The organism is Cryobacterium zongtaii (assembly GCF_002909375.1).
Taxonomy (GTDB): Bacteria; Actinomycetota; Actinomycetes; order Actinomycetales; family Microbacteriaceae; genus Cryobacterium; species Cryobacterium zongtaii.
The window spans coordinates 106159-129999 of record NZ_PPXD01000026.1 but is presented as its reverse complement, the minus strand read 5'-3'; the positions used below and the strand labels follow the sequence as shown (position 1 = coordinate 129999).

At 68.3% G+C, this 23841-nt stretch carries 26 protein-coding genes; 14 read left to right on the top strand and 12 right to left on the bottom strand.

Annotated elements, in window-relative coordinates; genetic code table 11:
• Nucleotides 1–74: 74 nt before the first annotated feature.
• The gene (locus tag C3B61_RS15980) at nt 75–734 is read left to right on the top strand and encodes a class I SAM-dependent methyltransferase (RefSeq protein WP_103461544.1); all 660 of its coding nucleotides are present in this window, start codon (nt 75–77) and stop codon (nt 732–734) included.
• A gap of 6 nt (nt 735–740) precedes the next feature.
• Here the strand turns inward: C3B61_RS15980 and C3B61_RS15975 are convergent, their stop codons facing one another.
• The gene (locus C3B61_RS15975) at nt 741–1643 is read right to left on the bottom strand and encodes a PAS domain-containing protein (RefSeq protein ID WP_165791201.1); all 903 of its coding nucleotides are present in this window, start codon (nt 1641–1643) and stop codon (nt 741–743) included.
• Nucleotides 1644–2239: 596 nt separating this feature from the next.
• Here C3B61_RS15975 and C3B61_RS15970 point away from each other — a divergent pair.
• From C3B61_RS15970 to C3B61_RS15960, 3 genes are all read left to right on the top strand, one after another.
• Nucleotides 2240–3511 carry a quaternary amine ABC transporter ATP-binding protein gene (locus tag C3B61_RS15970; RefSeq protein WP_088458059.1) on the top strand — a complete coding sequence of 424 codons (1272 nt, stop codon included), beginning with the start codon at nt 2240–2242 and terminating at the stop codon, nt 3509–3511.
• Nucleotides 3508–4476, top strand: a complete 969-nt coding sequence (locus tag C3B61_RS15965) for an ABC transporter permease (protein WP_088456672.1) — start codon at nt 3508–3510, stop codon at nt 4474–4476. The genes C3B61_RS15970 and C3B61_RS15965 overlap by 4 nt, the downstream gene beginning before the upstream one ends.
• Before the next feature lie 72 nt (nt 4477–4548).
• Nucleotides 4549–5442 (top strand): glycine betaine ABC transporter substrate-binding protein, encoded by an 894-nt coding sequence (locus C3B61_RS15960; protein WP_088456671.1) that lies wholly within the window; start codon nt 4549–4551, stop codon nt 5440–5442.
• 57 nt (nt 5443–5499) lie between these two features.
• Here C3B61_RS15960 and C3B61_RS15955 read toward each other — a convergent pair whose 3' ends face one another.
• From C3B61_RS15955 to C3B61_RS15935, 5 genes are all read right to left on the bottom strand, one after another.
• Nucleotides 5500–5949: a flavodoxin family protein gene (locus tag C3B61_RS15955; protein ID WP_103461542.1), complete on the bottom strand. Its 450-nt coding sequence runs from the start codon at nt 5947–5949 to the stop codon at nt 5500–5502.
• A gap of 105 nt (nt 5950–6054) precedes the next feature.
• Entirely contained in the window at nt 6055–6828 is a 774-nt protein-coding gene (locus C3B61_RS15950; protein WP_241990321.1) for an alpha/beta hydrolase, read from the bottom strand.
• Nucleotides 6829–6833: 5 nt separating this feature from the next.
• The gene (locus C3B61_RS15945; RefSeq protein ID WP_103461541.1) at nt 6834–7442 is read right to left on the bottom strand and encodes an energy-coupling factor transporter transmembrane component T family protein; all 609 of its coding nucleotides are present in this window, start codon (nt 7440–7442) and stop codon (nt 6834–6836) included.
• Nucleotides 7443–7452: 10 nt separating this feature from the next.
• On the bottom strand, nt 7453–8145 hold the full coding sequence (locus C3B61_RS15940) for an energy-coupling factor ABC transporter ATP-binding protein (protein ID WP_244285966.1): 693 nt from the start codon (nt 8143–8145) through the stop codon (nt 7453–7455).
• Nucleotides 8142–8774: a biotin transporter BioY gene (locus C3B61_RS15935; protein ID WP_103461540.1), complete on the bottom strand. Its 633-nt coding sequence runs from the start codon at nt 8772–8774 to the stop codon at nt 8142–8144. The genes C3B61_RS15940 and C3B61_RS15935 overlap by 4 nt, the downstream gene beginning before the upstream one ends.
• 207 nt (nt 8775–8981) lie before the next feature.
• On the opposite strand from C3B61_RS15935, the gene C3B61_RS15930 reads away from it, so the two are divergent.
• A complete protein-coding gene (locus C3B61_RS15930; RefSeq protein WP_088456667.1) occupies nt 8982–9257 on the top strand; it encodes a GlsB/YeaQ/YmgE family stress response membrane protein in 276 nt (91 codons plus the stop codon).
• Between the two features lie 19 nt (nt 9258–9276).
• Here the strand turns inward: C3B61_RS15930 and C3B61_RS15925 are convergent, their stop codons facing one another.
• From C3B61_RS15925 to C3B61_RS15915, 3 genes are all read right to left on the bottom strand, one after another.
• On the bottom strand, nt 9277–9741 hold the full coding sequence (locus tag C3B61_RS15925; RefSeq protein ID WP_103461539.1) for a hypothetical protein: 465 nt from the start codon (nt 9739–9741) through the stop codon (nt 9277–9279).
• Nucleotides 9742–9846: 105 nt separating this feature from the next.
• On the bottom strand, nt 9847–10056 hold the full coding sequence (locus C3B61_RS15920; protein ID WP_103429712.1) for a hypothetical protein: 210 nt from the start codon (nt 10054–10056) through the stop codon (nt 9847–9849).
• A gap of 71 nt (nt 10057–10127) precedes the next feature.
• The gene (locus C3B61_RS15915) at nt 10128–10922 is read right to left on the bottom strand and encodes a sugar phosphate isomerase/epimerase family protein (RefSeq protein WP_103461846.1); all 795 of its coding nucleotides are present in this window, start codon (nt 10920–10922) and stop codon (nt 10128–10130) included.
• A gap of 190 nt (nt 10923–11112) precedes the next feature.
• Here C3B61_RS15915 and C3B61_RS15910 point away from each other — a divergent pair, with 190 nt between their 5' ends.
• From C3B61_RS15910 to ilvC, 5 genes are all read left to right on the top strand, one after another.
• A complete protein-coding gene (locus tag C3B61_RS15910; protein WP_240632216.1) occupies nt 11113–13287 on the top strand; it encodes a bifunctional alpha,alpha-trehalose-phosphate synthase (UDP-forming)/trehalose-phosphatase in 2175 nt (724 codons plus the stop codon).
• Between the two features lie 70 nt (nt 13288–13357).
• A complete protein-coding gene (gene ilvD / locus C3B61_RS15905) occupies nt 13358–15052 on the top strand; it encodes a dihydroxy-acid dehydratase (RefSeq protein ID WP_103461537.1) in 1695 nt (564 codons plus the stop codon).
• A gap of 38 nt (nt 15053–15090) precedes the next feature.
• The gene (locus tag C3B61_RS15900) at nt 15091–16911 is read left to right on the top strand and encodes an acetolactate synthase large subunit (RefSeq protein ID WP_103461536.1); all 1821 of its coding nucleotides are present in this window, start codon (nt 15091–15093) and stop codon (nt 16909–16911) included.
• Nucleotides 16912–16914: 3 nt separating this feature from the next.
• On the top strand, nt 16915–17424 hold the full coding sequence (gene ilvN, locus C3B61_RS15895; RefSeq protein WP_088456661.1) for an acetolactate synthase small subunit: 510 nt from the start codon (nt 16915–16917) through the stop codon (nt 17422–17424).
• A gap of 90 nt (nt 17425–17514) precedes the next feature.
• Nucleotides 17515–18543, top strand: a complete 1029-nt coding sequence (gene ilvC / locus C3B61_RS15890; RefSeq protein ID WP_088456660.1) for a ketol-acid reductoisomerase — start codon at nt 17515–17517, stop codon at nt 18541–18543.
• A gap of 282 nt (nt 18544–18825) precedes the next feature.
• Here ilvC and C3B61_RS15885 read toward each other — a convergent pair whose 3' ends face one another.
• Complete coding sequence (locus C3B61_RS15885) at nt 18826–19770, bottom strand: alpha/beta fold hydrolase (protein WP_103461535.1); 945 nt, start codon at nt 19768–19770, stop codon at nt 18826–18828.
• 55 nt (nt 19771–19825) lie between these two features.
• Here C3B61_RS15885 and C3B61_RS15880 point away from each other — a divergent pair, with 55 nt between their 5' ends.
• On the top strand, nt 19826–20500 hold the full coding sequence (locus tag C3B61_RS15880) for a DUF998 domain-containing protein (protein WP_241990333.1): 675 nt from the start codon (nt 19826–19828) through the stop codon (nt 20498–20500).
• A 16-nt stretch (nt 20501–20516) separates the two neighbouring features.
• Here C3B61_RS15880 and C3B61_RS15875 read toward each other — a convergent pair whose 3' ends face one another.
• Nucleotides 20517–21350 (bottom strand): class I SAM-dependent methyltransferase, encoded by an 834-nt coding sequence (locus tag C3B61_RS15875; protein ID WP_103461844.1) that lies wholly within the window; start codon nt 21348–21350, stop codon nt 20517–20519.
• A 108-nt stretch (nt 21351–21458) separates the two neighbouring features.
• Here C3B61_RS15875 and C3B61_RS15870 point away from each other — a divergent pair, with 108 nt between their 5' ends.
• The 3 genes from C3B61_RS15870 to C3B61_RS15860 are packed head-to-tail and all read left to right on the top strand — an operon-like array spanning nt 21459 to nt 23352.
• Entirely contained in the window at nt 21459–22514 is a 1056-nt protein-coding gene (locus C3B61_RS15870) for a zinc-dependent alcohol dehydrogenase family protein (protein ID WP_103461534.1), read from the top strand.
• A 17-nt stretch (nt 22515–22531) separates the two neighbouring features.
• Nucleotides 22532–22999, top strand: a complete 468-nt coding sequence (locus C3B61_RS15865) for a DNA polymerase III subunit gamma/tau (protein WP_103461533.1) — start codon at nt 22532–22534, stop codon at nt 22997–22999.
• Entirely contained in the window at nt 22999–23352 is a 354-nt protein-coding gene (locus tag C3B61_RS15860) for a bacitracin resistance protein (protein ID WP_088456655.1), read from the top strand. Before C3B61_RS15865 ends, C3B61_RS15860 begins: the two co-directional genes overlap by 1 nt.
• 16 nt (nt 23353–23368) lie before the next feature.
• On the opposite strand, the gene C3B61_RS15855 is transcribed toward C3B61_RS15860, so the two are convergent.
• On the bottom strand, nt 23369–23770 hold the full coding sequence (locus tag C3B61_RS15855) for a DoxX family protein (protein ID WP_103461532.1): 402 nt from the start codon (nt 23768–23770) through the stop codon (nt 23369–23371).
• Nucleotides 23771–23841: the final 71 nt, after the last annotated feature.

Here is a 23841-nt window from a genome sequence, read left to right as displayed (position 1 = left end):
CCCCGGGGCGCAGGCCGGTTGCCGGTTCGGCAAGCCAGTTTGTCGCCGTGCCGCCGACGAGGGAGGATGCAGTCATGCACACCAACGACACCGCCCGTGAACCCCAGGAGCCCGACGCAATAGGAGACTTCTGGGATCAGCGCTACGCCGGAAATGAGACCCTGTGGAGCGGCCGGCCCAACGCCGCGCTGGTCAGCGAGACGCACCACCTGCGGCCGGGGCGGGCCCTCGACGTCGGCTGCGGCGAGGGCGCCGATGCCCTCTGGCTGGCGGCACAGGGCTGGGACGTGACGGCGCTGGATGTCTCCCGAGTGGCACTCGAGCGCGCCGCCCGCCAGGCCGACCTCGTGCGAGCCGACCTGGTCGGCGGCACGGTGCGCTGGCTGCACGCCGGACTCGTCGAGGCGGCCCTGCCGGCGGCGAGCTTCGACCTGGTCTCCGCGCAGTACCCCGCCCTGTTGCGCACGGACGAGAATATCGCGGAGCGCGCCCTGCTGGATGCCGTCGCGCCCGGGGGTGTGCTGCTCATAGTGCACCACCCCACGCCCACCGCCGCTGAGGCCGCCGCGCACGGTTTTGATCCCGACCTGTACGTGAGCCCGGCCCAGGTCGCGGCCCTGCTGGACGACACCTGGCGGATCGAGGTCGACGAAACCCGGCCCCGCCACGTGGCCACCGGTGCCGGTGCCCACCACACCGAAGACGTCGTGGTGCGGGCGCGGCGCCTGCACTGACCGGGCTCAGCGTTCCCTGAGCGTCGCCACGGTTCCCACCGGCGCCGCCCGCGTACCCAGCCGGCTGGGGGTGGGCTCTGCCGGGTTCTGGCTCACCACCAGCACCCGGGACCCGCACAGGTGGATCTCGTCTACCACGGTGCGGCCGCTCCGCAACAGGTCGGCGAGGCTGGGCGGCAGGTCCAGGTCGTCGATGCCCGGCGAGAAGGCGCCCGCGGCGCGGGAAGCGGGCCGCGGCGGCAGCCCGAGCAGCTCTGCGGCTCGATCGTTGTAGAGCACCAGATCGCCGGCGCCGTCCACGAGAATCAGCCCCTCTGGCACCGAGTTGACCACGGAGTCGTTATGGACGAACAGTCGGGCGAGTTCTTCCGGCCCCCAGCCCAGGGTGACCCGGCGCAGGTAACGTCGCAGAACCCAGGTGGCCAGCGAACCCGCCAGGAGCAGGGTGAGCGTTATCGCCAGGATGGCGGGCAGCCGGGCGTCGAGGGCGATCTGCAGGTTGCTGGTTCTCACGCCGGCGGCCACCATGCCCACCACTTCGCCATCGGAGTCGAGGATCGGCACCACGGCGCGCACCGACGGGCCGGGGGTGCCCGGCGTGACGTCGGTGAACGACATTCCGGCCGTGGCGGGGCCCGTGCGGCCGACATACTGCCGGCCGATTTCGGCGGGGTCCGGGTGCGTCCAACTGACCCCCGCCGGGCTCATGATCGTGATGAAGTCCAGCGCGGCGTCCCGGTTGACCTCGAGCGTGTACGGCTGCAGCGCCGCCGTCGGATCCGGCGATGTCGCCGCCGTCACCACGAACGGGCTGTCGGCGATCGCGGCCGCTACCGCGAGCAGCCGGTCGGCCCTTTCGGAGTAGCCGCGGTCCCGGGCGTCGACGAAGGCGGCAGTGCTCACGAACACGGCCAAAGACACTATGAACACAGAGTGAGCGACGAACAGCCGGCGTGTAATGCTCCACCCGTGCATCGTTCGCACCCATCCTTCCCGGCCGCACCACTGGGCCACGTCGTCGTGACCATCCTGACCTCTAGGGAGAACGTACGCCCAGACCGCCGCGCCGGGGCCGGTGCCCCTGGCGTGCTGATCTGAGTCGGGGCGCTTTATCCCTGCTGACCAGCACTTGAGAGTGCACGTTGTGGTCGGCGAGTCGGGGGTCCAGGGGTCTGGAGCGCCCCACCGTGGTAGGCTCGGTGACGGTCTTCCGACCCTTCACCAGGACGCGAACGCGTAGCCCCCAGCTCGACTGGGACGGCCGCGTACGTACGGTGAGGCCCAGACGGACGCGATCCCATGGTCGCTCCAGCCCACGCCGTTTCTCGGTGTCGAGGCCGGTCTCGGCCTACCCGTCCGACACAGCGAGCCCCGTGTTGTCGACCGCTCAGGCGGTCTATTCGGCGTGCTCCGGAGAATCCGTGACCGAAATCATCGCCGTCAAGGCAGAAGTACCCGCCAGCGAGGCGGAGCAGACAGAAACTGCAGCAGCAGTAGCACCGGGAATCGCCGTGAAGGCGGACAGGCTCTACAAGGCCTTCGGCCGCAAACCGCACGACATCGTCAAGAAACTCCAGAGCGGCGCGAGCCGTGACGAGCTCGCGCACCTGGGAACGGCCGCCGTCATCGACGCTTCCTTCGAGGTACAGCGTGGTGAGATCTTCGTGGTGATGGGCCTCTCCGGCTCGGGCAAGTCCACCCTCATCCGCATGCTCAACGGCCTGCTCGAGGCCACCAGCGGCACTGTCACCGTCGGAGACACCCCGATCACCGGCATCCCGGCGGCCAAGCTGCGGGACGTGCGCCGTCAAAGCATCTCGATGGTCTTCCAGCACTTCGCCCTGCTGCCCCACCGCACGGTGATCGATAACGTCGCCTACGGCCTCGAGGTGCAGGGCATGCCCCGTGAGGAGCGCCTCGCCAAGGCGCGCACCATCATCCGCCTGGTGGGACTGGACGGATGGGCCGACAATCTGCCCTCCGAACTCTCCGGTGGCATGCAGCAGCGCGTCGGCCTCGGCCGGGCCCTGGCCGCCGACACCGACGTTCTCCTGATGGATGAGGCGTTCTCCGCCCTGGACCCTCTGATCCGCCGCGAAATGCAGGAACAGCTGATCGAGCTGCAGGCCGAACTCGGCAAGACCATCATCTTCATCACCCACGACCTCAACGAGGCCATGTTCCTCGGCGACCGCATCGCCGTGATGCGCGACGGCCGGATCGTGCAGATCGGCACGCCCGAAGAGATCCTCACCGACCCGGCCAACGATTACGTCGCCCAGTTCGTGCAGGATGTCGACAGGGCGCGGGTGCTCACCGCCGGCAGCGTCATGGAGCCGGCGCGTTCGGTGGTCACCGTCACCGCCGGCCCGCGTGCGGCTCTCCGCACCATGCGCGACCTGCAGACCTCGGCCACTTTCGTTTTGCGCCGTGACCGCAGCTTCGCGGGGGTCGTGCGCGACCGGGACGTGCTCAAACAGGTCAAGGCCGGCGACGGCGACCTGCGGGCCATCATCCTGGACGCCACCGCGGTGGCCGCCGACACCGCCTTGGTCGACCTCGTCGAACTGGCCGTGGAGAGCGACCTGCCCATCGCCGTGGTCGACGATCGCAACCGTTTGCTCGGCGTGATCCCCCGGGTGACCCTGCTCGCGGCTCTCGGCAATGTCAGTCCGACGACCGGTGAGCTGCCGGTGATGGAACCGCCGGCCACCATCTCGATGAGCATCATCACCGAAACCCTGCGCGAAACCGCGTCGGAAGGAGTACAGCCGTGAACGACTTCCGGATTCCCCTCGGCTCCTGGGCCGATACCTTCATCGACTTCATCACCGACACCTTCGGGTTCTTCTTCGACTTCGTGCGCGCCATCTTCAGCGGCGCCTACGACCTCGTCGACCTCATTCTGGCCACACCGCCGTTCTGGGTGATCATCCTCGTGGCCGCGGCGCTGGCACTGATGATCCGCGGCTGGAAGTTCGCCGTGGGCACCGTCGTCGGCCTCGTTGTCATCGTGGGTGTCGACCAGTGGGAGAACGCGATGGACTCGCTCGCCCTGGTGCTCGTCGCGAGCGTTCTGGCGATCCTGTTCAGCGTGCCGCTTGGCATCCTCTCGGCCAAGTCCGGCGTGGCGTCCAGCATCATCCGCCCGATCCTCGACTTCATGCAGACCATGCCGGCCTTCGTGTACCTGATCCCCGCGCTGATCCTGTTCCGCGTCGGTGTTGTTCCCGGCATCGTGGCGACGATCATCTTCGCCATGGCTCCCGGGGTTCGGCTCACCGAACTCGGCATCCGCAGCGTCGACAGTGAGGTGGTCGAAGCCGGCCAGGCCTTCGGTGCGTCACCGTGGCGCATCCTGCGTCAGATTCAGCTGCCCCTGGCGATGCCCACCATCATGGCCGGAATCAACCAGGTGATCATGCTCTCGCTCTCGATGGTCGTCATCGCCGGCATGGTCGGCGCCGGCGGTCTCGGCCAGCAGGTCGTGGCCAGCCTGAACCGCATCGACGTGTCGCTCGGCTTCGAGGCCGGCCTCTCCGTGGTGATCCTCGCGATCTTCCTGGACCGGCTCACCGCGGCTCTCGGCAACGGGAACACCCCGATCAGCAGGGTGCTCGCCGCTCGCAAGCGCCGCGCCCACCCGGTCCACGCTCCGGCCGCGGCCGTCGCCGTGGAACCGACCGTGGCCCCGGCCGTGACACCGACGCAGGCCGCCGAGCGCGAGCCGTCCCGCGTCTAGCTCCACCCGTAGCTTCAACCCCCGCAGCTTCAACCCCGGTCACCACCAGCAGGTGACACGAAAGGCAGACACATGAAGAACCGTTCACTCAAGATCCTCGCCACCGGTGCCATCGGCATGCTCGCCCTGGCCGGCTGCACCGCGGCCGAAGCCGAGACCGTCGGCGACGGCAACTCGGACAACAAGGACCTCACCATCGCCGTGTTCAACGGCTGGGACGAGGGCATCGCGGCATCAGAGCTGTGGAAGGCCATCCTCGACGAGAAGGGCTACAACGTCGAACTCGAGTACGCCGACGTTGCACCGGTCTACGCCGGGCTCTCCACCGGTGACTACGACCTCAACCTCGACGTCTGGCTGCCGAACACCCACAAGTCCTACCTCGAGGAGTACGGCGACGACATCACCGAACTCGGGGCCTGGAACGACGAGGCCAAGAACACCATCGCCGTGAACGCCGATGCACCGATCGACACCCTCGCCGAGCTGGCCGATAACGCCGACCTGTTCGACAACCGTCTCGTGGGCATCGAGCCCGGCGCCGGTCTCACCGAGGCCGTGACCGACAACACCATCCCCACCTACGGCCTCGAGGACATGGACTACCAGACCTCCTCGACCGCAGCGATGCTCACCGAGTTGACCGCTGCGGAGAAGTCCGGCGAGAACATCGCCGTCACCCTGTGGGCGCCGCACTGGGCCTACGACACCTTCGACCTGAAGAACCTCGAAGACCCCGAAGGCACCCTCGGCGCTTCGGAGACCATCCACGCCTACGGCAAGAAGGACTTCTCCACCGACTTCCCGCAGGCCACCAAGTGGATCGCTGACTACACCATGGACCTCGACAAGCTCCAGTCGCTCGAAGCCGCCATGTTCGTTGACTACGACGGCCAGGACTACGGCCCCATCGTCGCGAAGTGGATCGAAGACAACCAGGAGTACGTGGACTCGCTCACCGCGTAGTCGACTGCCCCGTCTATGAACGGCCCGTGCCTCGGCACGGGCCGTTTCTGTGTCGTCTCAGGCGCTGGCGCGCAGTTCGGCGCCGATGTACGCCGCCCAGGCACCGGCCTTGCCGGTCTCTCCGGCGGCCAGCGGCCCCTCGGTGCCGTCGACAACGAAGCCGTGTGGTTTGGCCACGATAGTGGCGCCGGCGGCGTGCAGGGCGTGCGAGATCTTGGCCGCCGCATCCCCGTGGATGAATAACTTGATGCGGGTGTCGAACGCGGCGGCCCGCACACCGGCGAGGGAGCCCGGTGCGAGGGTGCGCAGGAACCGGCGCATCCGATCGGTCGGCTTCCAGCCGTTGATCGGGCATCCCACCACCAGGACGTCGACGCCGTCGAGGCTTGCCTCGGTGATGTCGGACACGCTGAGGGTGGTGGTTCCCCGGCCCAACTCGGTGGCGATCACCTCGGCGATGGTGCGGGTGCTGCCATAGTTCGTGTCATAGACGACGAGTGCGTGCATGAGTCCTCCCGGGTCGTGGCGACGTTGGCCGACACGAGTCATAGTGGCCCCGGCCCCGACGACCGACAAGAGCAGCAGGTCCCGCGGGTCACCGCGACTGCCGGGTCACTCCGACTGCGGAGCTCGCAGCGCGATGAAGCTCGACAGCGCCTCGGTGATGGCCCGCTCCGATGCCGCCCGGGTCAGCGTGGCCTCGCCGTCGCCGGGCTGAGCCCCGTACGCTCCGAAGGAGGCGTGGTTGGCGCCCTCGATCCGCACAAAGGTCGTATCGGCGGGCAGCAAGGCGGCGGTGTCCTCGATCTTGGCCGGGGTGCTCAAGCCGTCCTCGCTCCCGCTGAGGCTCAGCACCGGCAGCTCGTCGTCGACGGCCGAGGCGCAGTAGCTGCCGAACAGCACGAGGCCGGCGACCTCGTTGTCCTCGGCGTACATGCAGGCCCGCACGCCGCCGAGCGAGTGGCCGCCCACGAACCACGCCGCCACATCGGGCGCGGTGGCCGTGAAGGTGTCCAGCGGACGCTGGTCGAAGAAGGCGAGGTTCAGAACCGGTTTGGTGATGACCACGGTCATCCCCGTCTCCGCCACGGTGGGAGCCAGGGTGGCGAGGTACGCGTACGGGTCGACCTTGGCGCCGGGAATGAAGACCAGGCCGGCGACCGAGCGTTCCTCGGCCGGGGCGATCACGACGGAGACGTCGGTGTCGGTCACCGTGACGGCGGGGTCGTCGAACACGGCCTGGGCGGCCGTGCGGTCGGCGGGCATCACGAGCTGCGTCCAGAACAGGACGGCCACGATCCCGAGGGCCAGCGCGGTGAGCGCGGTCCAGCCGGCGAATCTGACGCGGGTGCGCAGAACGGTTCGAGGGGTGCTGTCAGTCGTCAATTCGATCAGTCGTCCAATCCGCGTGCGGCGAGGGCCTCTCCGATCGCATCGGCGGCGTACAACGAGCGTACGACGACGGGGACGGCCAGGGCGATGATCGACCCTTGTGCGCCGCGCGCCCTCCGGGCGTCGAGCACCTCCCGCACGATCTCCGCCACCAATGGGATGCACCGGATGGTCAGGGCCACGAGCAGCCCCACCCTGTCGGCATCCACCCAGCGCCGGAACGGCCGCAACAGCAGCTGGAACGCCTCGAGCACCGCGGTGACCGTGGTGGTGAGGGTGAAAAGGGCGGCGAGGGCCACGGCCACCAGCAGCCGGCCGGCCATCAGACCGGCCGTGGTCCAGCCCTCCGCCGAACCATTGGCGACCAGCACCTGCACCGGCACGGCGAAGAGCAGGATCCACAGGATCGGACCGATCTGCGGCCAGGCCGCCGTGGGCGGGATGCCGGCCAGCGCGTACAGGGCGACCACGGCCACGAATTCCCCCGCGAGCACCAGCGGATCGGCCGCCAGGCCGACCAGCACCATGGCGACGGCGAGCACGGCCAGCTTGAGCACCGACGGCGCGCGGTGTAGCAGCGAGGTCCCCGGCCGGTACAGCCCGATCATGCCGGCCCGGTCATGACAGCATGCTCAGGTACGCGGTGAGAGCGGTGGAGGGCACGTCGTCGGCGACGACCCGGCCCTCGTCGATCACGATCACCCTGTCGAACCCGTCCAGCACCTCCAGGTCGTGGGTCACCACGATCACCTGCTGGGTCAGCGACACCAGCAGCCCGGTGATCAGACGGGTGTTGCGGGCATCCAGCAGCGTGGTCGGTTCGTCGGCCACCACGATGCTGGGCCCGGCCACCAGCACCGCCGCGAGGGCCAGCAGCTGCTTCTGACCGCCGGACAGACGGTGCGCGGGGCGCTCGGCGAGAGCGGTGAGACCGAACCTATCGAGCGCCTCTGCCGTGCGCGCCGTGATTTCGTCGGCGGCCAGGCCCCGGCGCCGCAGGGTGAAGGCCACATCCTCCTGCACGGTCGGCATCACGATCTGGTTGTCGGGATTGGTGAAGATGAAGCCCACCTCGCGCCGCACGAGCTTGGCTTGCCGGCGCACGTCCAGGCCGTTCACCGTGACGGTGCCGCTAGTGGGGGTGACCAGGCCGTTGATCATGCGCGCCAGCGTCGACTTGCCGCTGCCGTTGGCGCCGACGATGCCGATCCGGCGTTCGGTGAGGTGCAGGTCGATGCCGCGCAGCACGGGCTGGTCGTCGAAGCCGTGCGAGACGTCCTCGAAACGGATGCCGGCGGCGCTCACGCTCACGCCCGGGCGTCGACGGGCGCGGAGACCGGAACCGTGCGGCGCGGGGTGATCAGGCCCGGGTATGCCCGGTGCACCTGCTTGGCGACGAGGACCGTCACGACCACCTTCACCAGGTCGCCGGGCAGGAACTTCGCACTGTCGACGGCGGCGGCCCACAGCGGCAGGCCCAGGTTGACGGCGGTGACGGGCACCCCGATCAGGTAGACGACCACGATGCCGCCGAGAACGGTGGCGCCCAGTGCCGGCCAGAACGGGTAGCGCGGCAGCAGCCACGCGGTGAGGGCGCCGATCACGACGACGCCCAGCAGCCATCCGTATGGGTAGCCGGCGGAGGGGGAGGTGGTGAACCAGACCAGGCCGCCGCGCCCACCCGAGAGCAGGGGCAGCCCGGCCGCGGCGAGGACCAGCAACAGCAGCACGGCCAAGAAACCCTTGCGCGCTCCGAGGATCGCGCCGGCCAGCATCACGCCGAGGGTCTGGAACGTGATCGGCACGGTGCTGGCGCCCAGGGAAAGCGCGCCGGGGAACCCGAGGGCGGCGATGAGGGCGGCGAAAATGGCGATCTGGGCCAGGTCGCGCACGCTGAGGCGGGCCGTGACTCTACGGGCGGGAACGGTGGGGGCTGTCATGGTTTTCAATCTAGATTTCCCCGGCAGGGCGCCGCAGTGGAATACCTACAAAGAATCCGGCGGAACGCTGGTCACGGGTCCCGGTCGAGGCCTCCGGTCCGGTTTCCCGCTGCCATCGGCACGCCTATCCGTCGGACCTGTGCGGTTTTATGATCGTCGCAGCCGGACGGAGAGTTCACCGATGCCGGGACACGGAAGGCAGTTCTCATGGGTTTCTTCGGATTTCTCCTGCTCGGCCTCTTGGCCGGCGCCCTGGCCAAGCTGATCCTCCCCGGAACGCAGGGTGGCGGCTGGTTCGTGACCCTGCTGCTCGGTGTGGTCGGCGCGTTGCTGGGCGGCTGGCTGGCCGGCCTGATCTTCGGGGTCGACATGGGATCGTTCTTCGACCTGCGCACCTGGGTGATCGCCATTCTCGGGTCGATCATCGTGCTGCTCATCTACGGCGCGGCCACCCGCAACCGCGGGAGTAGCAGCTCGACCTGATCTGCAGCGCGGGTGGTGCTTAGGCGACGAGGCGACTGATCGTGGCCGATCCGGCGCGGGCGCCGGACGTCGGTTCTGCCCACACCGAGATCGGAGCCGGGTTCCACGGCAGAGCGGTCGGTTCCGCACCAGAGGACACCAGGAGGGCGCCGGTGTTGACGGCTGTGATTCCGTCAACCGGGGTGTCGGTGCGGGGTTCGGCGATGTTGCGGGGCGCTGCCGGGGTGTCGGTGCGCAGGCGCATGGTCTCGGCAGCCAGGAGCTCGGTGAGGGTCTCGGCGATCTGGTGGGCCTTGAGCCCGTGGAAGATCACGTCGGTGTCATCGGAGCGGCGGGGGACCAGGGTCCAGGCTCCCTCGGCGCCGACGAGATCGGCCAGCGCGGCGTGGAGATGTTCAAAGACCTCGGCGCGGCTGAGTTCTGCCGGAGCGGGAGCAACCGGGGCCTGGATGACGGGTGCGGTGCGACGTCGACGACCGAACATCGTGAGCCCCTTCCTACTAACAACGCGAGAAGACCAGTTTCGCCTTCTCCACCCCGAAATCACGGGGGACACGCCGCAGAACGGGGACTGGCGGGGGGATGCCCGCTAATTAACCTTCACGGCAGTGGCGCCCGGCACGGATTTCTCGTCGGCGTCCTTCACCACGTTGCCGACGGCGACCGCGACGCTGAGTCCCCAGCCGATCCAGGTGAGCACCAGGCGCCAGTCCCTCGGACCGTTCTTGGTGGCCTGCAGGATGTGCCAGCCGCCGACGACGACGCTGATCATTGCGGTGTTGAACAAGAACTTTCGCATGGCTACACGCTAGCCGACAACCCGCGAACTGAGAGAAAAGCCCCAAAAAACTCGGGTTTTAGGTGCTTGAGTCACAGCTCGCGGGTGTGGTCGCGGGCGAAGGTGAGGGTTTCGGTGAGCAGGGCCAGGCGCTCCGGCTCGGTGCGGGCGGTCCGGGTGTTCACCTCGGCAACGATGGTGCCGTCCCAGTTCACCGCGGCGAGGTTCCGCAGTACCTCGGCCACCGGCTCGGTGCCGCGGCCGGGCAACAGGTGTTCGTCGAAGACCCGGCCCTCGTCGAGGGAGCCCGTGCCGTCGCAGAGGTGCACGTGGCGCAGACGCTCGCCCAGGGCCGTGGCCATCGCGAGGCTGTCCTGGCCGCTGAGCGCACAGTGCGAGAAATCGAGGGTCACCGCGGCGCAGTCCATCACCGTGGGGTCCCAACCGGGGGAGTACGCCTTGACCCCTCGCCCGCCGATCTTCCACGGGAACATGTTCTCGACGGCGATCTGAAGGCCGGTGCCCGCGCCGAGCTCGCGCACGATGTCGAGAAAGTCCTCCGCATAACCGGCCTGCCAGCGAAACGGCGGATGCACCACCACCGTCGATGCGCCGACCAGCCCGGCGAGCTCGGCGGACCGCTCCAACTTCACCCGGGGGTCCCGGCCCCAGACGAAGTGGGTGAGCAACAGAACCGGTGCGTGGATCGAGAAGATCGGCAGGCTGTACCGCTCGGATAGCGCGGTCAGCGCCGCCGCATCCTGGGTGGCTTCGTCACGGGTGACCATGATCTCAACGCCGTCGAACCCGGCCTGCTTCGCCAACCTGAAAGAGTCTTCCAACCCCAGCGGGTACACGCAGGTGGAGCTCATGCCGATGCGAATCACGGCGTCAGCATAGCCTTCGCTGGTAACCTCGAGGTGCAGCCAGGTGCGCCGCACAGGCGGGCACCGGAATGGATGAGTCATCGAAATCGCAGCAGACACCACCGCATCAGTCAGCGCACCCGACACAACCGGAGAGGCCGGCGCAGAGCCCGGCCCCGATTCGGTCGCGCCCGGTCACTTCGACCTGGTCGTGGTCTCCAACCGGCTTCCGGTCGACTACGAAGTAGCCGAGGACGGCACCGAAAGCTGGCGCACCTCGCCCGGCGGCCTGGTCACCGCCCTCGAACCGATGATGCGCGCCTCCGACGGCGCCTGGGTGGGCTGGCCCGGCGTGGCCGACCGCGAATTCGAGCCCTTCGAAAACGACGGCATCTCGATCGTGCCCGTACGCCTGAGCACCGAAGATCTCGAGCTCTACTACGAGGGCTTCTCCAACGACACCCTCTGGCCGCTCTACCACGACGTGATCGCCTCACCCAGCTACCACCGCGAATGGTGGGACGCCTACGTGCAGGTCAACCGCCGGTTCGCCACCGCGGCCGCGGCATCCGCAGCGCCCGGCGCCACGGTCTGGGTGCACGACTACCAGCTGCAGCTGGTGCCGCGGATGCTCCGCGACGCCCGCCCCGACCTGGTGATCGGCTTTTTCAACCACATCCCGTTTCCGCCGTACGGCATCTTCGCCCAGCTGCCCTGGCGCAAGCAGATCCTTGACGGCCTGCTCGGCGCCGACCTGATCGGCTTCCAGCGGCTGGCGGATGCCGGCAACTTCTCCCGCGCCGTGCGCCGCCTGTTCGGCTACGCCACCCGCGGTGTCGCCGTGGACGTGCCCAGCCAGAACGGCCAGCACCGCCGGGTCATCGCCAAGCACTTCCCGATCTCGATCGACGCCGAAGCCTACGAGGAAATGGCCAAGCGACCGGAGATTCAGGAACGCGCCCGCCAGATCCGCGAGGACCTCGGCAATCCCAAGACGATCATGCTCGGCGTCGACCGCCTGGACTACACCAAGGGCATCGGTCACCGTATCAAGGCCTTCGGTGAGCTGCTCGCCGACGGCACGCTGAGCGTCGAGGACGTCACGCTCGTGCAGGTGGCCAGCCCGTCCCGCGAGCGCGTGGCCACCTACATGCAGTTGCGCGACGAGATCGAACTCGCCGTCGGCCGCGTCAACGGCGACTACTCCACCATCAGCCACACCGCCATCAGCTACCACCACCATGGCTACCCGCGGGAAGAGATGGTGGCGCTCTACCTGGCCGCCGACGTGATGCTCGTCACGGCCCTCCGCGACGGCATGAACCTCGTCGCCAAGGAATACGTCGCGGTGCGCTACGACGGCGACGGCGTGCTCGTGCTCAGCGAATTCGCCGGTGCTGCCGACGAGCTCAAGCAGGCCGTGCTGATCAACCCGCACGACATCGACGGCATGAAGGCGTCGATCATGAAGGCCGTCACCATGCCCAAGCGCGAACGCACCCGGCGGATGCGGGCCCTCCGCCGCAAGGTCTTCGACAACGACGTGGCCACCTGGTCCGCCTCGTTCCTGCAGACCCTCACCGGCGGGGCCGCCGTGCCCAGCGGCGTGCCGGAGAACCTCGTGTCGGCGCTGAAGGACATCAGCTCGGCCGAGACCATCCTGGTGGCCCTCGACTTCGACGGCACCCTGGCGCCGCACGTGGACGAACCCGAGGACGCCCGCGCGGTCGACGGCACCCACGACGTGGTGCAGCGGCTGCTCGACCTGCCCGGCGTGCGTGTCGCGTTCGTCTCCGGCCGCGCCCTGGTGAGCCTCAAGCATGTGGCCGAACCGCAGAGCGAGGTTTTGCTCACCGGATCGCACGGTATCGAGGTGCAGCTGGACGCAAACGGCATCGAGCTGGGTCTGGTACCCGAAGAGGTCGAGAAGCTCGACACCCTCACCCGGGTGCTTGAGCGCATCTCCGGCCCGGTGTTCGGCACCTGGATCGAGCAGAAGCCGGCCGGCCTGGCGCTGCACACCCGCCTGGCCACCGCGCAGGACGGCCAGGCCGTGCAGCGCGAGGCCCGCGACCAGCTGGCCGAGCTGCTGCCGGCCCTCACCGTGCGCGAGGGCAAGAACGTGCTCGAGTTCTCGGTGCGCTCCAGCACCAAGGGCGACGCCCTCGAACGCCTGCGCGCGCACACCGGTGCCGACAGGGTGCTCTATGCCGGTGACGATGTCACCGACGAAGACGCCTTCACGGTGCTGGGCGAGGGCGACCTGGGCCTCAAGATCGGCCCGGGCGCTACCCAGGCCGGCTATCGGGTGCGGGGCCCGAAGGAGGTCACCCAGGTGCTGGCGCTCCTGGCCGACTTCCGCGCCGCCGCCACGCAGCAGCAGTAGGTCCCGCGTCGCGGGCGTGCCACCGGTCGTCATGACGGGTGTGCCGCCCGCGACGTTCTAGACTCGGTGCATGTCTGAGTTCGATATGAAGCCCCGTAGCCGCGACGTTACCGATGGCATCGAGGCCACCACCTCCCGCGGCATGCTCCGAGCGGTTGGAATGGGCGACGCGGACTGGGAGAAGCCCCAGATCGGCATCGCCAGCTCCTGGAACGAGATCACCCCGTGCAATCTGTCCCTGGACCGCCTCGCGCAGGCGTCCAAGGAGGGTGTGCACTCCGGCGGCGGCTACCCGCTGCAGTTCGGAACCATCTCGGTCTCCGACGGCATCTCGATGGGCCACGAGGGCATGCACTTCTCCCTGGTCTCCCGTGAGGTCATCGCCGACTCCGTCGAGGTCGTCATGCAGGCCGAACGCCTCGACGGTTCGGTGCTGCTGGCCGGCTGCGACAAGTCGCTGCCCGGGATGCTCATGGCCGCCGCGCGACTGGACCTCGCCAGCGTCTTCCTCTACGCCGGGTCGATCGCACCCGGCTGGGTGAAGCTGAGCGACGGCACCGAGAAGGACATCACCATCATCGACTCGTTCGAAGCCGTCGGCGCCGTCAAGGCCGGCCGCATGAGCGTGGAAGACGCCAAGCGCATCGAGTGCGCCTTCGCCCCCGGCGAGGGTGCCTGCGGCGGCATGTACACCGCCAACACCATGGCCAGCGTCGCCGAGGCCCTGGGCATGAGCCTTCCCGGCTCCGCGTCGCCCGCCTCCGCCGACCGCCGCCGCGACTACTACGCGCACCGCTCCGGCGAGGCCGTGGTCAACCTGCTGCGCTTAGGCATCACGGCCCGCGACATCCTCACCAAGAAGGCGTTCGAGAACGCCATCGCCGTGGCCATGGCCTTCGGCGGTTCCACCAACGTGGTGCTGCACCTGCTCGCCATCGCGCAGGAGGCCGAGGTCGAGCTCACCCTCGACGACTTCAACCGCATCGGCGATACCGTGCCGCACATCGGTGACCTCAAGCCCTTCGGCAAGTACGTCATGAACGACGTCGACCGTCACGGCGGCGTGCCCGCCGTGATGCGCGCCCTGCTCGAGGCCGGTCTCATCCACGGCGACGCGCTCACCGTCACGGGCAAGACCGTGGCGGAGAACCTCGCCGAGATCGACCCGCCCGAGCTCGACGGCAAGGTCCTGCGCACCCTGGACAACCCGATCCACGCCTCCGGCGGCATCACCATCCTCAAGGGCTCCATCGCCCCCGAGGGCGCCGTCGTCAAGACCGCCGGCTTCGACAGCGACATCTTCGAGGGCCCCGCCCGGGTCTTCGAGCGTGAGCGCGCGGCCATGGACGCCCTCACCGCGGGGGAGATCCTCAAGGGCGACGTCGTCGTCATCCGCTACGAAGGCCCCAAGGGCGGCCCGGGCATGCGCGAGATGCTCTCGATCACCGCGGCCATCAAGGGCGCTGGGCTCGGAGCCGATGTACTACTATTGACTGATGGTCGATTCTCAGGCGGCACAACCGGACTGTGTATCGGCCATATAGCACCCGAAGCGGTGGACGCAGGTCCGATCGCCTTCGTGCGCGATGGTGATCTGATACGGGTCGATATCGCAGCTCGCTCGCTTGACCTACTGGTCGACCCCGCAGAGCTGGCCGCCCGCCGAGAAGGCTGGGCTCCACTTCCTCCCCGTTACACCCGTGGCGTTCTCGCCAAGTACTCCAAGCTCGTGCAGTCCGCGGCCCTGGGTGCGACCACGGGATAATCGACACCATCCGTCATTCGAATTAGGGATTTGCTCTCATGACCACGGAACCTTTGCCCGTGCCATCCGCCCCGACCCCCAGCGCGCCGTCCGCCGACGCCGTGTCCGGAACGCCTGAAATTCTCACCGGTTCCGGCGCAATTCTGCGCAGCCTCAAGATGCTCGGCGTCACCGACGTCTTCGGGCTGCCCGGCGGCGCCGTCATCCCGCTCTACGACGAGCTGATGAACCAGGACGACATCCGCCACATCCTGGTTCGCCACGAACAGGGCGCCGGCCATGCCGCCGAGGGCTACGCGTCCTCGAGCAACCGGGTCGGGGTGGCCATCGCCACCTCCGGCCCCGGCGCGACCAACCTGGTCACGGCCATCGCCGACGCCTACATGGACTCGGTGCCGCTGCTGGCGATCACCGGCCAGGTCTTCTCCACGCTGATGGGCACGGATGCGTTCCAGGAGGCCGACATCGTCGGCATCACCATGCCTATCACCAAGCACTCGTTCCTGGTGAAGCGGCCCGAAGACATCCCCGCCGCCATCGCCTCGGCGTTCCTGATCTGCAACACCGGCCGTCCCGGCCCGGTGCTGGTGGACATCACCAAGGACGCCCAGCAGATGAAGGCACCGTTCATCTGGCCGCCCAAGCTCGACCTGCCCGGCTACCGGCCGATCACCAAGGCGCACGGCAAGCAGGTTCAGGCCGCGGCGGCGCTGCTGGCCGGCGCCGCGAAGCCCGTCTTCTACGTCGGCGGCGGCGTCATCCGCGCCCAGGCGTCACCCGAACTGCTCGAGCTGGCCGAACTGACCGGTACCCCCGTCGTCACCACCCTGATGGCCCGCGGAGCGTTTCCCGACTCGCACGACCAGCACCTGGGCATGCCCGGCATGCACGGAACCGTCGCTGCCGTGCTGGCACTGCAGGAATCCGACCTCATCATCGCTCTCGGCGCCCGTTTCGACGACAGGGTCACCGGCAAGGCCTCCGAATTCGCGCCCAATGCCACCATCGTGCACGTGGACGTGGACCCGGCCGAGATCGGCAAGATCCGCGCCGCCGACGTGCCCATCGTGGGTGACGCCAAGGACGTCATCGCCGACCTCACCGTGGCCTACCGCGAGGCGATCAGCACGACGACCCCCGACATCTCCGAGTGGTGGACCTACCTCAAGGGCCTCCGGGAGAAGTTCCCGTTGGGCTACAGCGAACCGGCCGACGGCCTGCTCGCCCCGCAGTACGTGATCAAGCGCATCGGCGAGCTCACCGGACCCGAGGGCGTCTACGCCGCCGGCGTCGGCCAGCACCAGATGTGGGCCGCACAGTTCATCAAGTACGAGCGGCCGAACTCCTGGCTCAACTCCGGCGGGGCCGGCACCATGGGTTACTCGGTGCCCGCGGCCATGGGCGCCAAGGTCGCCGAACCCGACCGCACGGTCTGGTCCATCGACGGCGACGGCTGCTTCCAGATGACCAACCAGGAACTCGCCACCTGCACGATCAACAACATCCCGATCAAGGTGGCGATCATCAACAATTCGTCGCTCGGCATGGTGCGTCAGTGGCAGTCGCTGTTCTATGACGGCCGGCACTCCTTCACCGACCTCAACACCGGTCACGGCACCGCGATGGTGCCCGACTTCGTGAAGATGGCCGATGCGTACGGTGCCCTGGGAATCCGGGTCACCCGCGCCGACCAGGTCGACGACGCGATCAAGCTCGCGTTGGCCACCAACGACCGGCCCGTGGTGATCGACTTCATCGTCAGCCGCGACGCCATGGTGTGGCCGATGGTGCCGCAGGGCGTCAGCAACAGCTTCGTGCAGTACGCCAAGGACCACGCCCCCACCTGGGAAGAGGAGTAACCGATGAGTACCCACGTTCTCAGCCTCCTCGTCGAGGACAAGCCCGGACTGCTGACCCGCGTCGCGGGCCTGTTCGCCCGGCGCGGCTTCAACATCGAGAGCCTCGCCGTCGGCCACAGCGAAATCCCCGGCCTGTCGCGCATCACGATCCTCGTCGACGTCGAGGACGCCCCGCTGGAACAGGTGACCAAGCAGCTCAACAAGCTGATCAACGTCATCAAGATCGTCGAGCTCGACCCGAGCCAGTCGGTCCAGCGTGAGCACCTGCTCGTCAAGGTGCGGGCGGACAACACCACCCGGTCCCAGGTCCTCGAAGCGGTCACCCTGTTCCGTGCCCGGGTCGTCGACGTGTCCACGGATGCCGTCGTGATCGAGGTGACCGGCGACTCCGGCAAGACCCAGGCGTTCCTGCGGGTGCTCGAGCCATACGGCATCAAGGAAATCGCCCAGTCGGGCCTCCTCGCCATCGGTCGGGGATCCAAGTCGATCACCGAACGCGTCTTCAAAAACTAGGTTCTCGACAAGCTCGACCAGCGCACCTTCTCGACAAGAACGCCAAACAAAATTTTCCCGACAAATACACAAACCAAGGAGAACACCACATTGTCTGAAATCTTCTACGACAAAGACGCCGACCTGTCCCTGATCCAGGGCAAGAAGGTCGCCGTCATCGGCTATGGCTCGCAGGGCCACGCCCACGCGCAGAACCTGCGCGACTCCGGCGTCGAGGTTGTCATCGGACTCAAGGAGGGCTCGAAGTCACGTGCCAAGGCCGAAGAGGTCGGCTTCACCGTCCTCAGCGCCGCCGAGGCATCCGCCTGGGCCGACGTGATCGTGGTCCTCGCTCCCGACCAGGTGCAGCGTCACCTGTACAAGGACGACATCCTCCCCAACCTCGCCGACGGTAAGGCCCTGGTCTTCGGCCACGGCTTCAACATCCGCTTCGGTTACATCGAGGCGCCCGCGGGCGTCGACGTGGTCATGGTCGCCCCCAAGGGCCCGGGCCACACCGTGCGCCGCGAATTCGAAGCCGGCCGTGGCGTTCCCGTCATCGTCGCCGTCGAGAAGGACGCGTCCGGCAACGCCTGGCCGCTGACCCTCAGCTACGCCAAGGCGATCGGTGGCCTGCGTGCCGCCGGCATCAAGACCACCTTCACCGAAGAGACCGAGACCGACCTGTTCGGTGAGCAGGCCGTTCTCTGCGGTGGCGCGTCGCAGCTGATCCAGTACGGCTTCGAGGTTCTCACCGAGGCCGGCTACCAGCCGCAGGTTGCCTACTTCGAGGTGCTGCACGAGCTCAAGCTCATCGTCGACCTGATGTGGGAGGGCGGCATCGCCAAGCAGCGTTGGAGCGTCTCCGACACCGCCGAGTACGGCGACTACGTCTCCGGCCCGCGCGTCATCGACCCGAGCGTCAAGGAGAACATGAAGGCCGTTCTCGCCGACATCCAGAACGGCGCATTCGCCGAGCGCTTCATCAACGACCAGGATGCCGGAGCGCCCGAGTTCCTGGCCCTGCGCAAGAAGGGCGAAGAGCACCCGATCGAGGCCACCGGCCGCGAGCTGCGGAAGCTCTTCGCCTGGAACGCCTCGAACGACGACGACTACGTCGACGGCGAAGCTGCCCGCTAACTCCGTACCCGTTTCACCCGAAGGGGCCAGTCGAATCGACTGGCCCCTTCGGCGTGTGCCGGCGCCGCTAACAAGGTGAATGCGCCGTCAGTTGCCAGTTGAAGCCCCTTCGGACGCCATGACGGGGCGCCAACTGGCAAGTCACCGACCGGCCTCTTGACGCCACTTCGCGCGCTCTCAGGGGGCACGAACTGGCAACTCACGGAAACGGCCTCGCGTCGAGTTGCGGCATCCTTCCCCCCGCAGAGCCCCCGAAGGGGGTGTTTGCGGCGACTCGGCGAGCTAGTCGACCTCTTCCTCGGGCAGGCACCGTGCGCGGATGTAGCGTGCGATCGGGTCCGGGGTGAGATAAACGAGGTGGGCGGCTGCATTGATCGCGTCCGGCAGGTGCGGATCTGCGCCGGTGCGTTGGCGGGCGCGGGTGAGCGTCTCGGCGATCTCCCGGAACACCGGGGCGGAGTCGGTGCCGAACGCGAAACGGATGTCGCTGCCGGTTGCGCGCAGGAGGGCGGGGTCGACGGTCTCCCCGGTGCGCGGCAGGTCGTCCCGAATGAAGTTCTCGGCCAGGGCCGCCCCGCGCTCGGTGTACCACTCGAGCCCGGGCGGGGCGTCGAGCGGACCCCGGCCTGCGGTGTCGTCGGGGCTGTTCGGCCGGGCGGCCGGGTCCCGCCCCGCCATGCGCGCCACCACGGCGAGGGCGCCGGCCCAGTCGTCGGTGCGCTCCCGCAGGTGCTTTCGCACGGCGTCGGTGGTGCGGGCCAGCAGCGCGGTGCCCGAATCCGTGCTGCGGAAGAAGCCCGGTTCGTAAACGAGAACCTGTCGCACCAGGTCCGGATGCCGCACGGCGAGCCGCATCGCCACGATCCCACCGGCGCTGGCGCCGAAGATCGCGGCGGGAACGAGCCCGAGGTCCTGGAGCAGCGCGGCGGCATCGTCGGCGTGGGTATACGAATCGCATGGCCAGCCCGCCCTAGTGCTCCGTCGGGTGCCGCGGGGATCCCAGGTCACAACGGTGAACCCGGCGACGCCGGTGAGCCCGGCCAGCCGCTCGGCGATCGGCCGGAACATCTCGGCGTCGTCGCTGGCGGCGCCGATGATCAGCAGCGGCGGGCCGGCGCCGCGCACCTCGGCGTACAGGCGGCATCCGTTCACGTGGTGCCGGCCCACGGTCGGGGCCGGAGCACCAGGGATGGCGAAGGGGACGCCGGGGGACTCGTCTCGAGCCATGGCGGAAGTCTACGAGCGTCCCAGGCAAACCGATAGGCTTCCGCAGGTGAACGCTATGAATGCCGGAGGCGAGAGCTCGGTCACGGCTCGGTTCGCCGGCCGGCCCGGGACCCGGCTGCTGGCGACCGTCGCCCTCGTTGGCGCGGTGCTCTACGTTCTGGTAGACGTGGTGTTGCAGCTGCTACCGCCGCACTACAGCGTGATCTCGGAGGCCGAGAGCAACCTCGCGGTGGGGCCGTACGGGTGGATCATGAACCTGAACTTCCTGGCCAGGGGAGTGGTGACGCTCTGCGCCGTCGCCGCGCTCTCCTCGTTCGGCCCGCGGTCACTGCTGCGGCAGGCCGGCCTGGTCCTGATGCTGTTCGCCGGGGTGTGCTCCGCCGCGCTGGCATTTCTGCCCACCGACATCCCACCCGCCGATGCGCCGGGGCTCGCCCCGACCACCGCGCCGGGCGCCGCGCACCTGATCGTCGCGGCCGCGGGCTTCGTCGCCGCGCTGGTGGCGTTCGCCCTGCTGACGAGGTGGCTCCGCGGCAGCGAGCTGGCCGGCGCCTACCCGGCCGCCGCGTGGCTCACCGGGGTCGCCGCCGTCGGCCTGGTGTCGCTGGGCATCACCGCCGCGATCGCCCCCGGCCTGCTGGGCCTGGCCGAGCGGGTCTGCCTGGCCGGGGTGCTGGGTTGGGTCATCGCGGTGAGCATCGCAGTGGTCAAGGCCGTGCGGCACCGCTGAGTCGCCGCGGTGCCCGTCAGCCGAGCGGCTTCAGGGCCTGGATCGTGTAGCTGAGCGGTGCGACCCCGGCTCGCTCACCGAGCGCGAACTCGCCGTCGGGTCGCTCGATCATCTGGCCGGGCAGGGCCTCCCACGGCACACTGTCGTGTTCGACGAGCATCGTCAGGGTGAGGCCGGCGTTCAAGAGCGCCGTGACGATCTCGCCGATCCCGTGGTTCCACTCGTAGGTCTTCGTGTTGGTGATCGGCCGATCCGTCACGACGTAGCTGGAATCGTCGTCCCACTCCAACGGTTCCTGCTGCTCGAAGTAGGGGAATCGCAGGTGCAGGTCATCGGCGAGTCGCTCGTCCATGGTCCACAGGATCGGGTGACCCTCACGAATGAACAGGCGACCGCCCGGTACGAGCAGGCCGGCGACGACGGCCGCCCATCGGTCGATGCTCGGCAGCCAGCACAGGGCACCGATGCCCGTGTAGACCAAGTCGAAGCCGGCCTGCGGAAGAACGGCGAGGGCCGCGTACACATCGGACTCGACGAACTCGACGGCGTCCCCGGTTTCGGCGACCAGGGCGCGGGCCTCGGCAAGAGCCACCGACGAGAAGTCCAGCCCGGTGACCCGGGCGCCCAACCGGGCCAGCGAGAGCGTGTCGGTTCCGATGTGGCATTGCAGGTGCACCGTCGTCAGCCCGGCGATATCTCCTAGCCGCTCGCGGTCGAAGCGGACGACATCCGACAGAAGCGCGGGATCGTCGACGTACCGCTGCACTCCGTAACCGAACCCGGTGCGCACCGCGTGGGCCGCGGCCCGATCGTCCCAGTTCGCGCGGTTGGTATCGAGATGGTGTTGCATGATCAACCTGTTTTCGCCCGGGGTCGAACGAGCCCACCAGACTACCCCGCGAGTACTATGGCGCGCATCACCGGGGGCAGCGCACAACTGACTCGAAGGAGCGTCATCGTGAAAGCACTCGTTTATGGCGGCCCTGGCGTGAAATCCTGGACCGACGTGCCGGACCCGCAGATCGTGCGGTCGACCGACGCGATCGTGCGCATCGACACCACCACGATCTGCGGCACCGACCTGCACATCCTCAAGGGCGACGTGCCCGCCGTGACGCCCGGGCGCATCCTGGGGCACGAAGGTGTCGGCACCGTCGTCGCGGTGGGGGAGTCGGTGGAATCCATCATCGTGGGCCAGCGGGTGCTGATCTCCTGCATCAAGTCCTGCGGGCACTGCGCGAACTGCAAGACGGGCCTCTACTCGCACTGTCTCGGCGACGAGGGCCGCTCGGGCATCGGCTGGGTTTTCGGCCATCTCATCGACGGCACCCAGGCCGAACTGGTGCGGGTGCCCTACGCCGACAACTCGCTTTACCCGCTGCCCGACTCCGTCACCGACGCCGAGGCCGTGATGCTTTCGGACATCCTGCCCACCGGGTTCGAGATCGGTGTGCAGTACGGCCAGGTGGCACCCGGCGACGTCGTCGCCGTGATCGGCGCCGGTCCGGTCGGCCTGGCCGCCATCGCCACCGCGGGACTCTACGGCGCCGGGTCGATCGTGGCCGTCGACATCGACGAGAACCGGCTCGAACAGGCCAAGACCTTCGGGGCCACCCACACCGTGCGCTCCGGACGACCGGAGTGGCGAGACGAGGTGCTCGCCGCCACCGACGGCGCCGGCGTCGACGTGGCGATCGAGGCCGTCGGCATCCCGGAGACCTTCACCATGGCCACCGAGATCGTGCGGCCCGGCGGACACCTGGCCAATGTGGGTGTGCACGGCAAGCCCGTGCCGCTGCACGTTGAAAACCTGTGGATCCAGAACATCAGCATCAGCATGGGCCTGGTGAACACCAACACCACGCCGATGTTGCTGAAGCTGGTGGTCCAGCACAAGATCCCCGCAGACCGGTTGGCCACCCACACCTTCGACTTCGGCCACGTGGAAGACGCCTACGACACGTTCTCCCGCGCCGCCGAAACCCATGCGCTCAAGGTGCTGATCAGCCACTGAACTAATAGGCTGAGCGCATGACTTCTTCCCGGGATGACGACGCGCTCGGCTGGGCCGGCGACGACGATCCCACCCTCGTGTCCGGCAGCACCAACCCACCCGAGCCCGCGGATGGGCCTGCTGCCGACCTCCCCGAGGGCTGGGCCGTCACCGGATCACCGGGTGGCTACGTCGATGCTCCCGCGGGCAAGGCGGCTCTGTCATCGCCGGCCCTCGTTGGCCTGGGCATCCTCGCGGGCGTCTACCTGCTCTACACGATCGGTTGGTTCATCGGAGTGGGGCGCATCGAGAACCCGCTGACCGACCCGCTGTCGCAGTTCATGTTCTCGCTGGGCACCTGGCTGGCCGTGGCCGCACCGCTCGTCTGGTTCGCCGCTTCGTACTGGCTCACCCGCGGCATGCCGCGTCTGCGCTGGACCTGGCTCATCCTGGGCGTCGTGCTGCTGGCCCCACTGCCCTTCATTGCCGGAACCGGGGGACTCTGATGAGCACTGCACCCACCGCACCCCAGCGCACCCGTCGCACGCCGGCGTGGCTCTCCGCGACCATCGCCATCCTGTTCGGGCTGTTCTACGCGTACAGCGCGTGGTCGGGCCTGGGCAACCTGCTGGGCCTCAACAGCGCCGCCCAGTCGCTCGACACCACCCTGAGCGGCTTCGGCTGGGGCCTGCTGTTGGCGGGTGTGCTCGTCCCGATCGTGGTCTTCGGGATCGCGTTCTGGCTCGGTCGCCGCCGGGAAGCCGGTCCGCAGGCGCTTCTGCTGCTGGCCGGGCTGGCCCTGGTCTCGGCGATCTCCCTCGACATCTTCGTGTTCGGCCTCGGCAGCCTGATCGTCTAGGGCCTAGGCGGCTGGCTCAGCCGGCCAGACCAGCCACGAGCACCAGACCGATCAGCACCAGCTGGCCGAGCAGCCGCGGAACCAACGGCATCGCGACAGCGCCGAACCGGTCCTTGTGCCGCGCCGCGTAAGCGTTGGCGGGAAAGACGGCCACGAGGAACACGGCCAAAGCGACACCGGACGTAACACGGGTGGATTCGAGAAGCAGCCCGATGCCGCCGGCAATCTCGCACAGACCGGTGAAAATCACGAGGTTCCGCGGGGCCAACAGGCCCCGCACGCGCAGTCGTGGCGGGATCATGGCCGACATCGTGCGCTGAACCGCGGGCACGAAATGACTGATCCCGGCGACGACGAACACCACCGCCAGGACGATTCTCAGCACGGTTAGGACGTAGGTCACTGACTCGGGGCTCATGGCTCCATTGTGGTGCCAGTAAGGTGTTGTGGTATCTGGCGCCCCACCGTCGAGGCGCGAGCTTCCCTCGC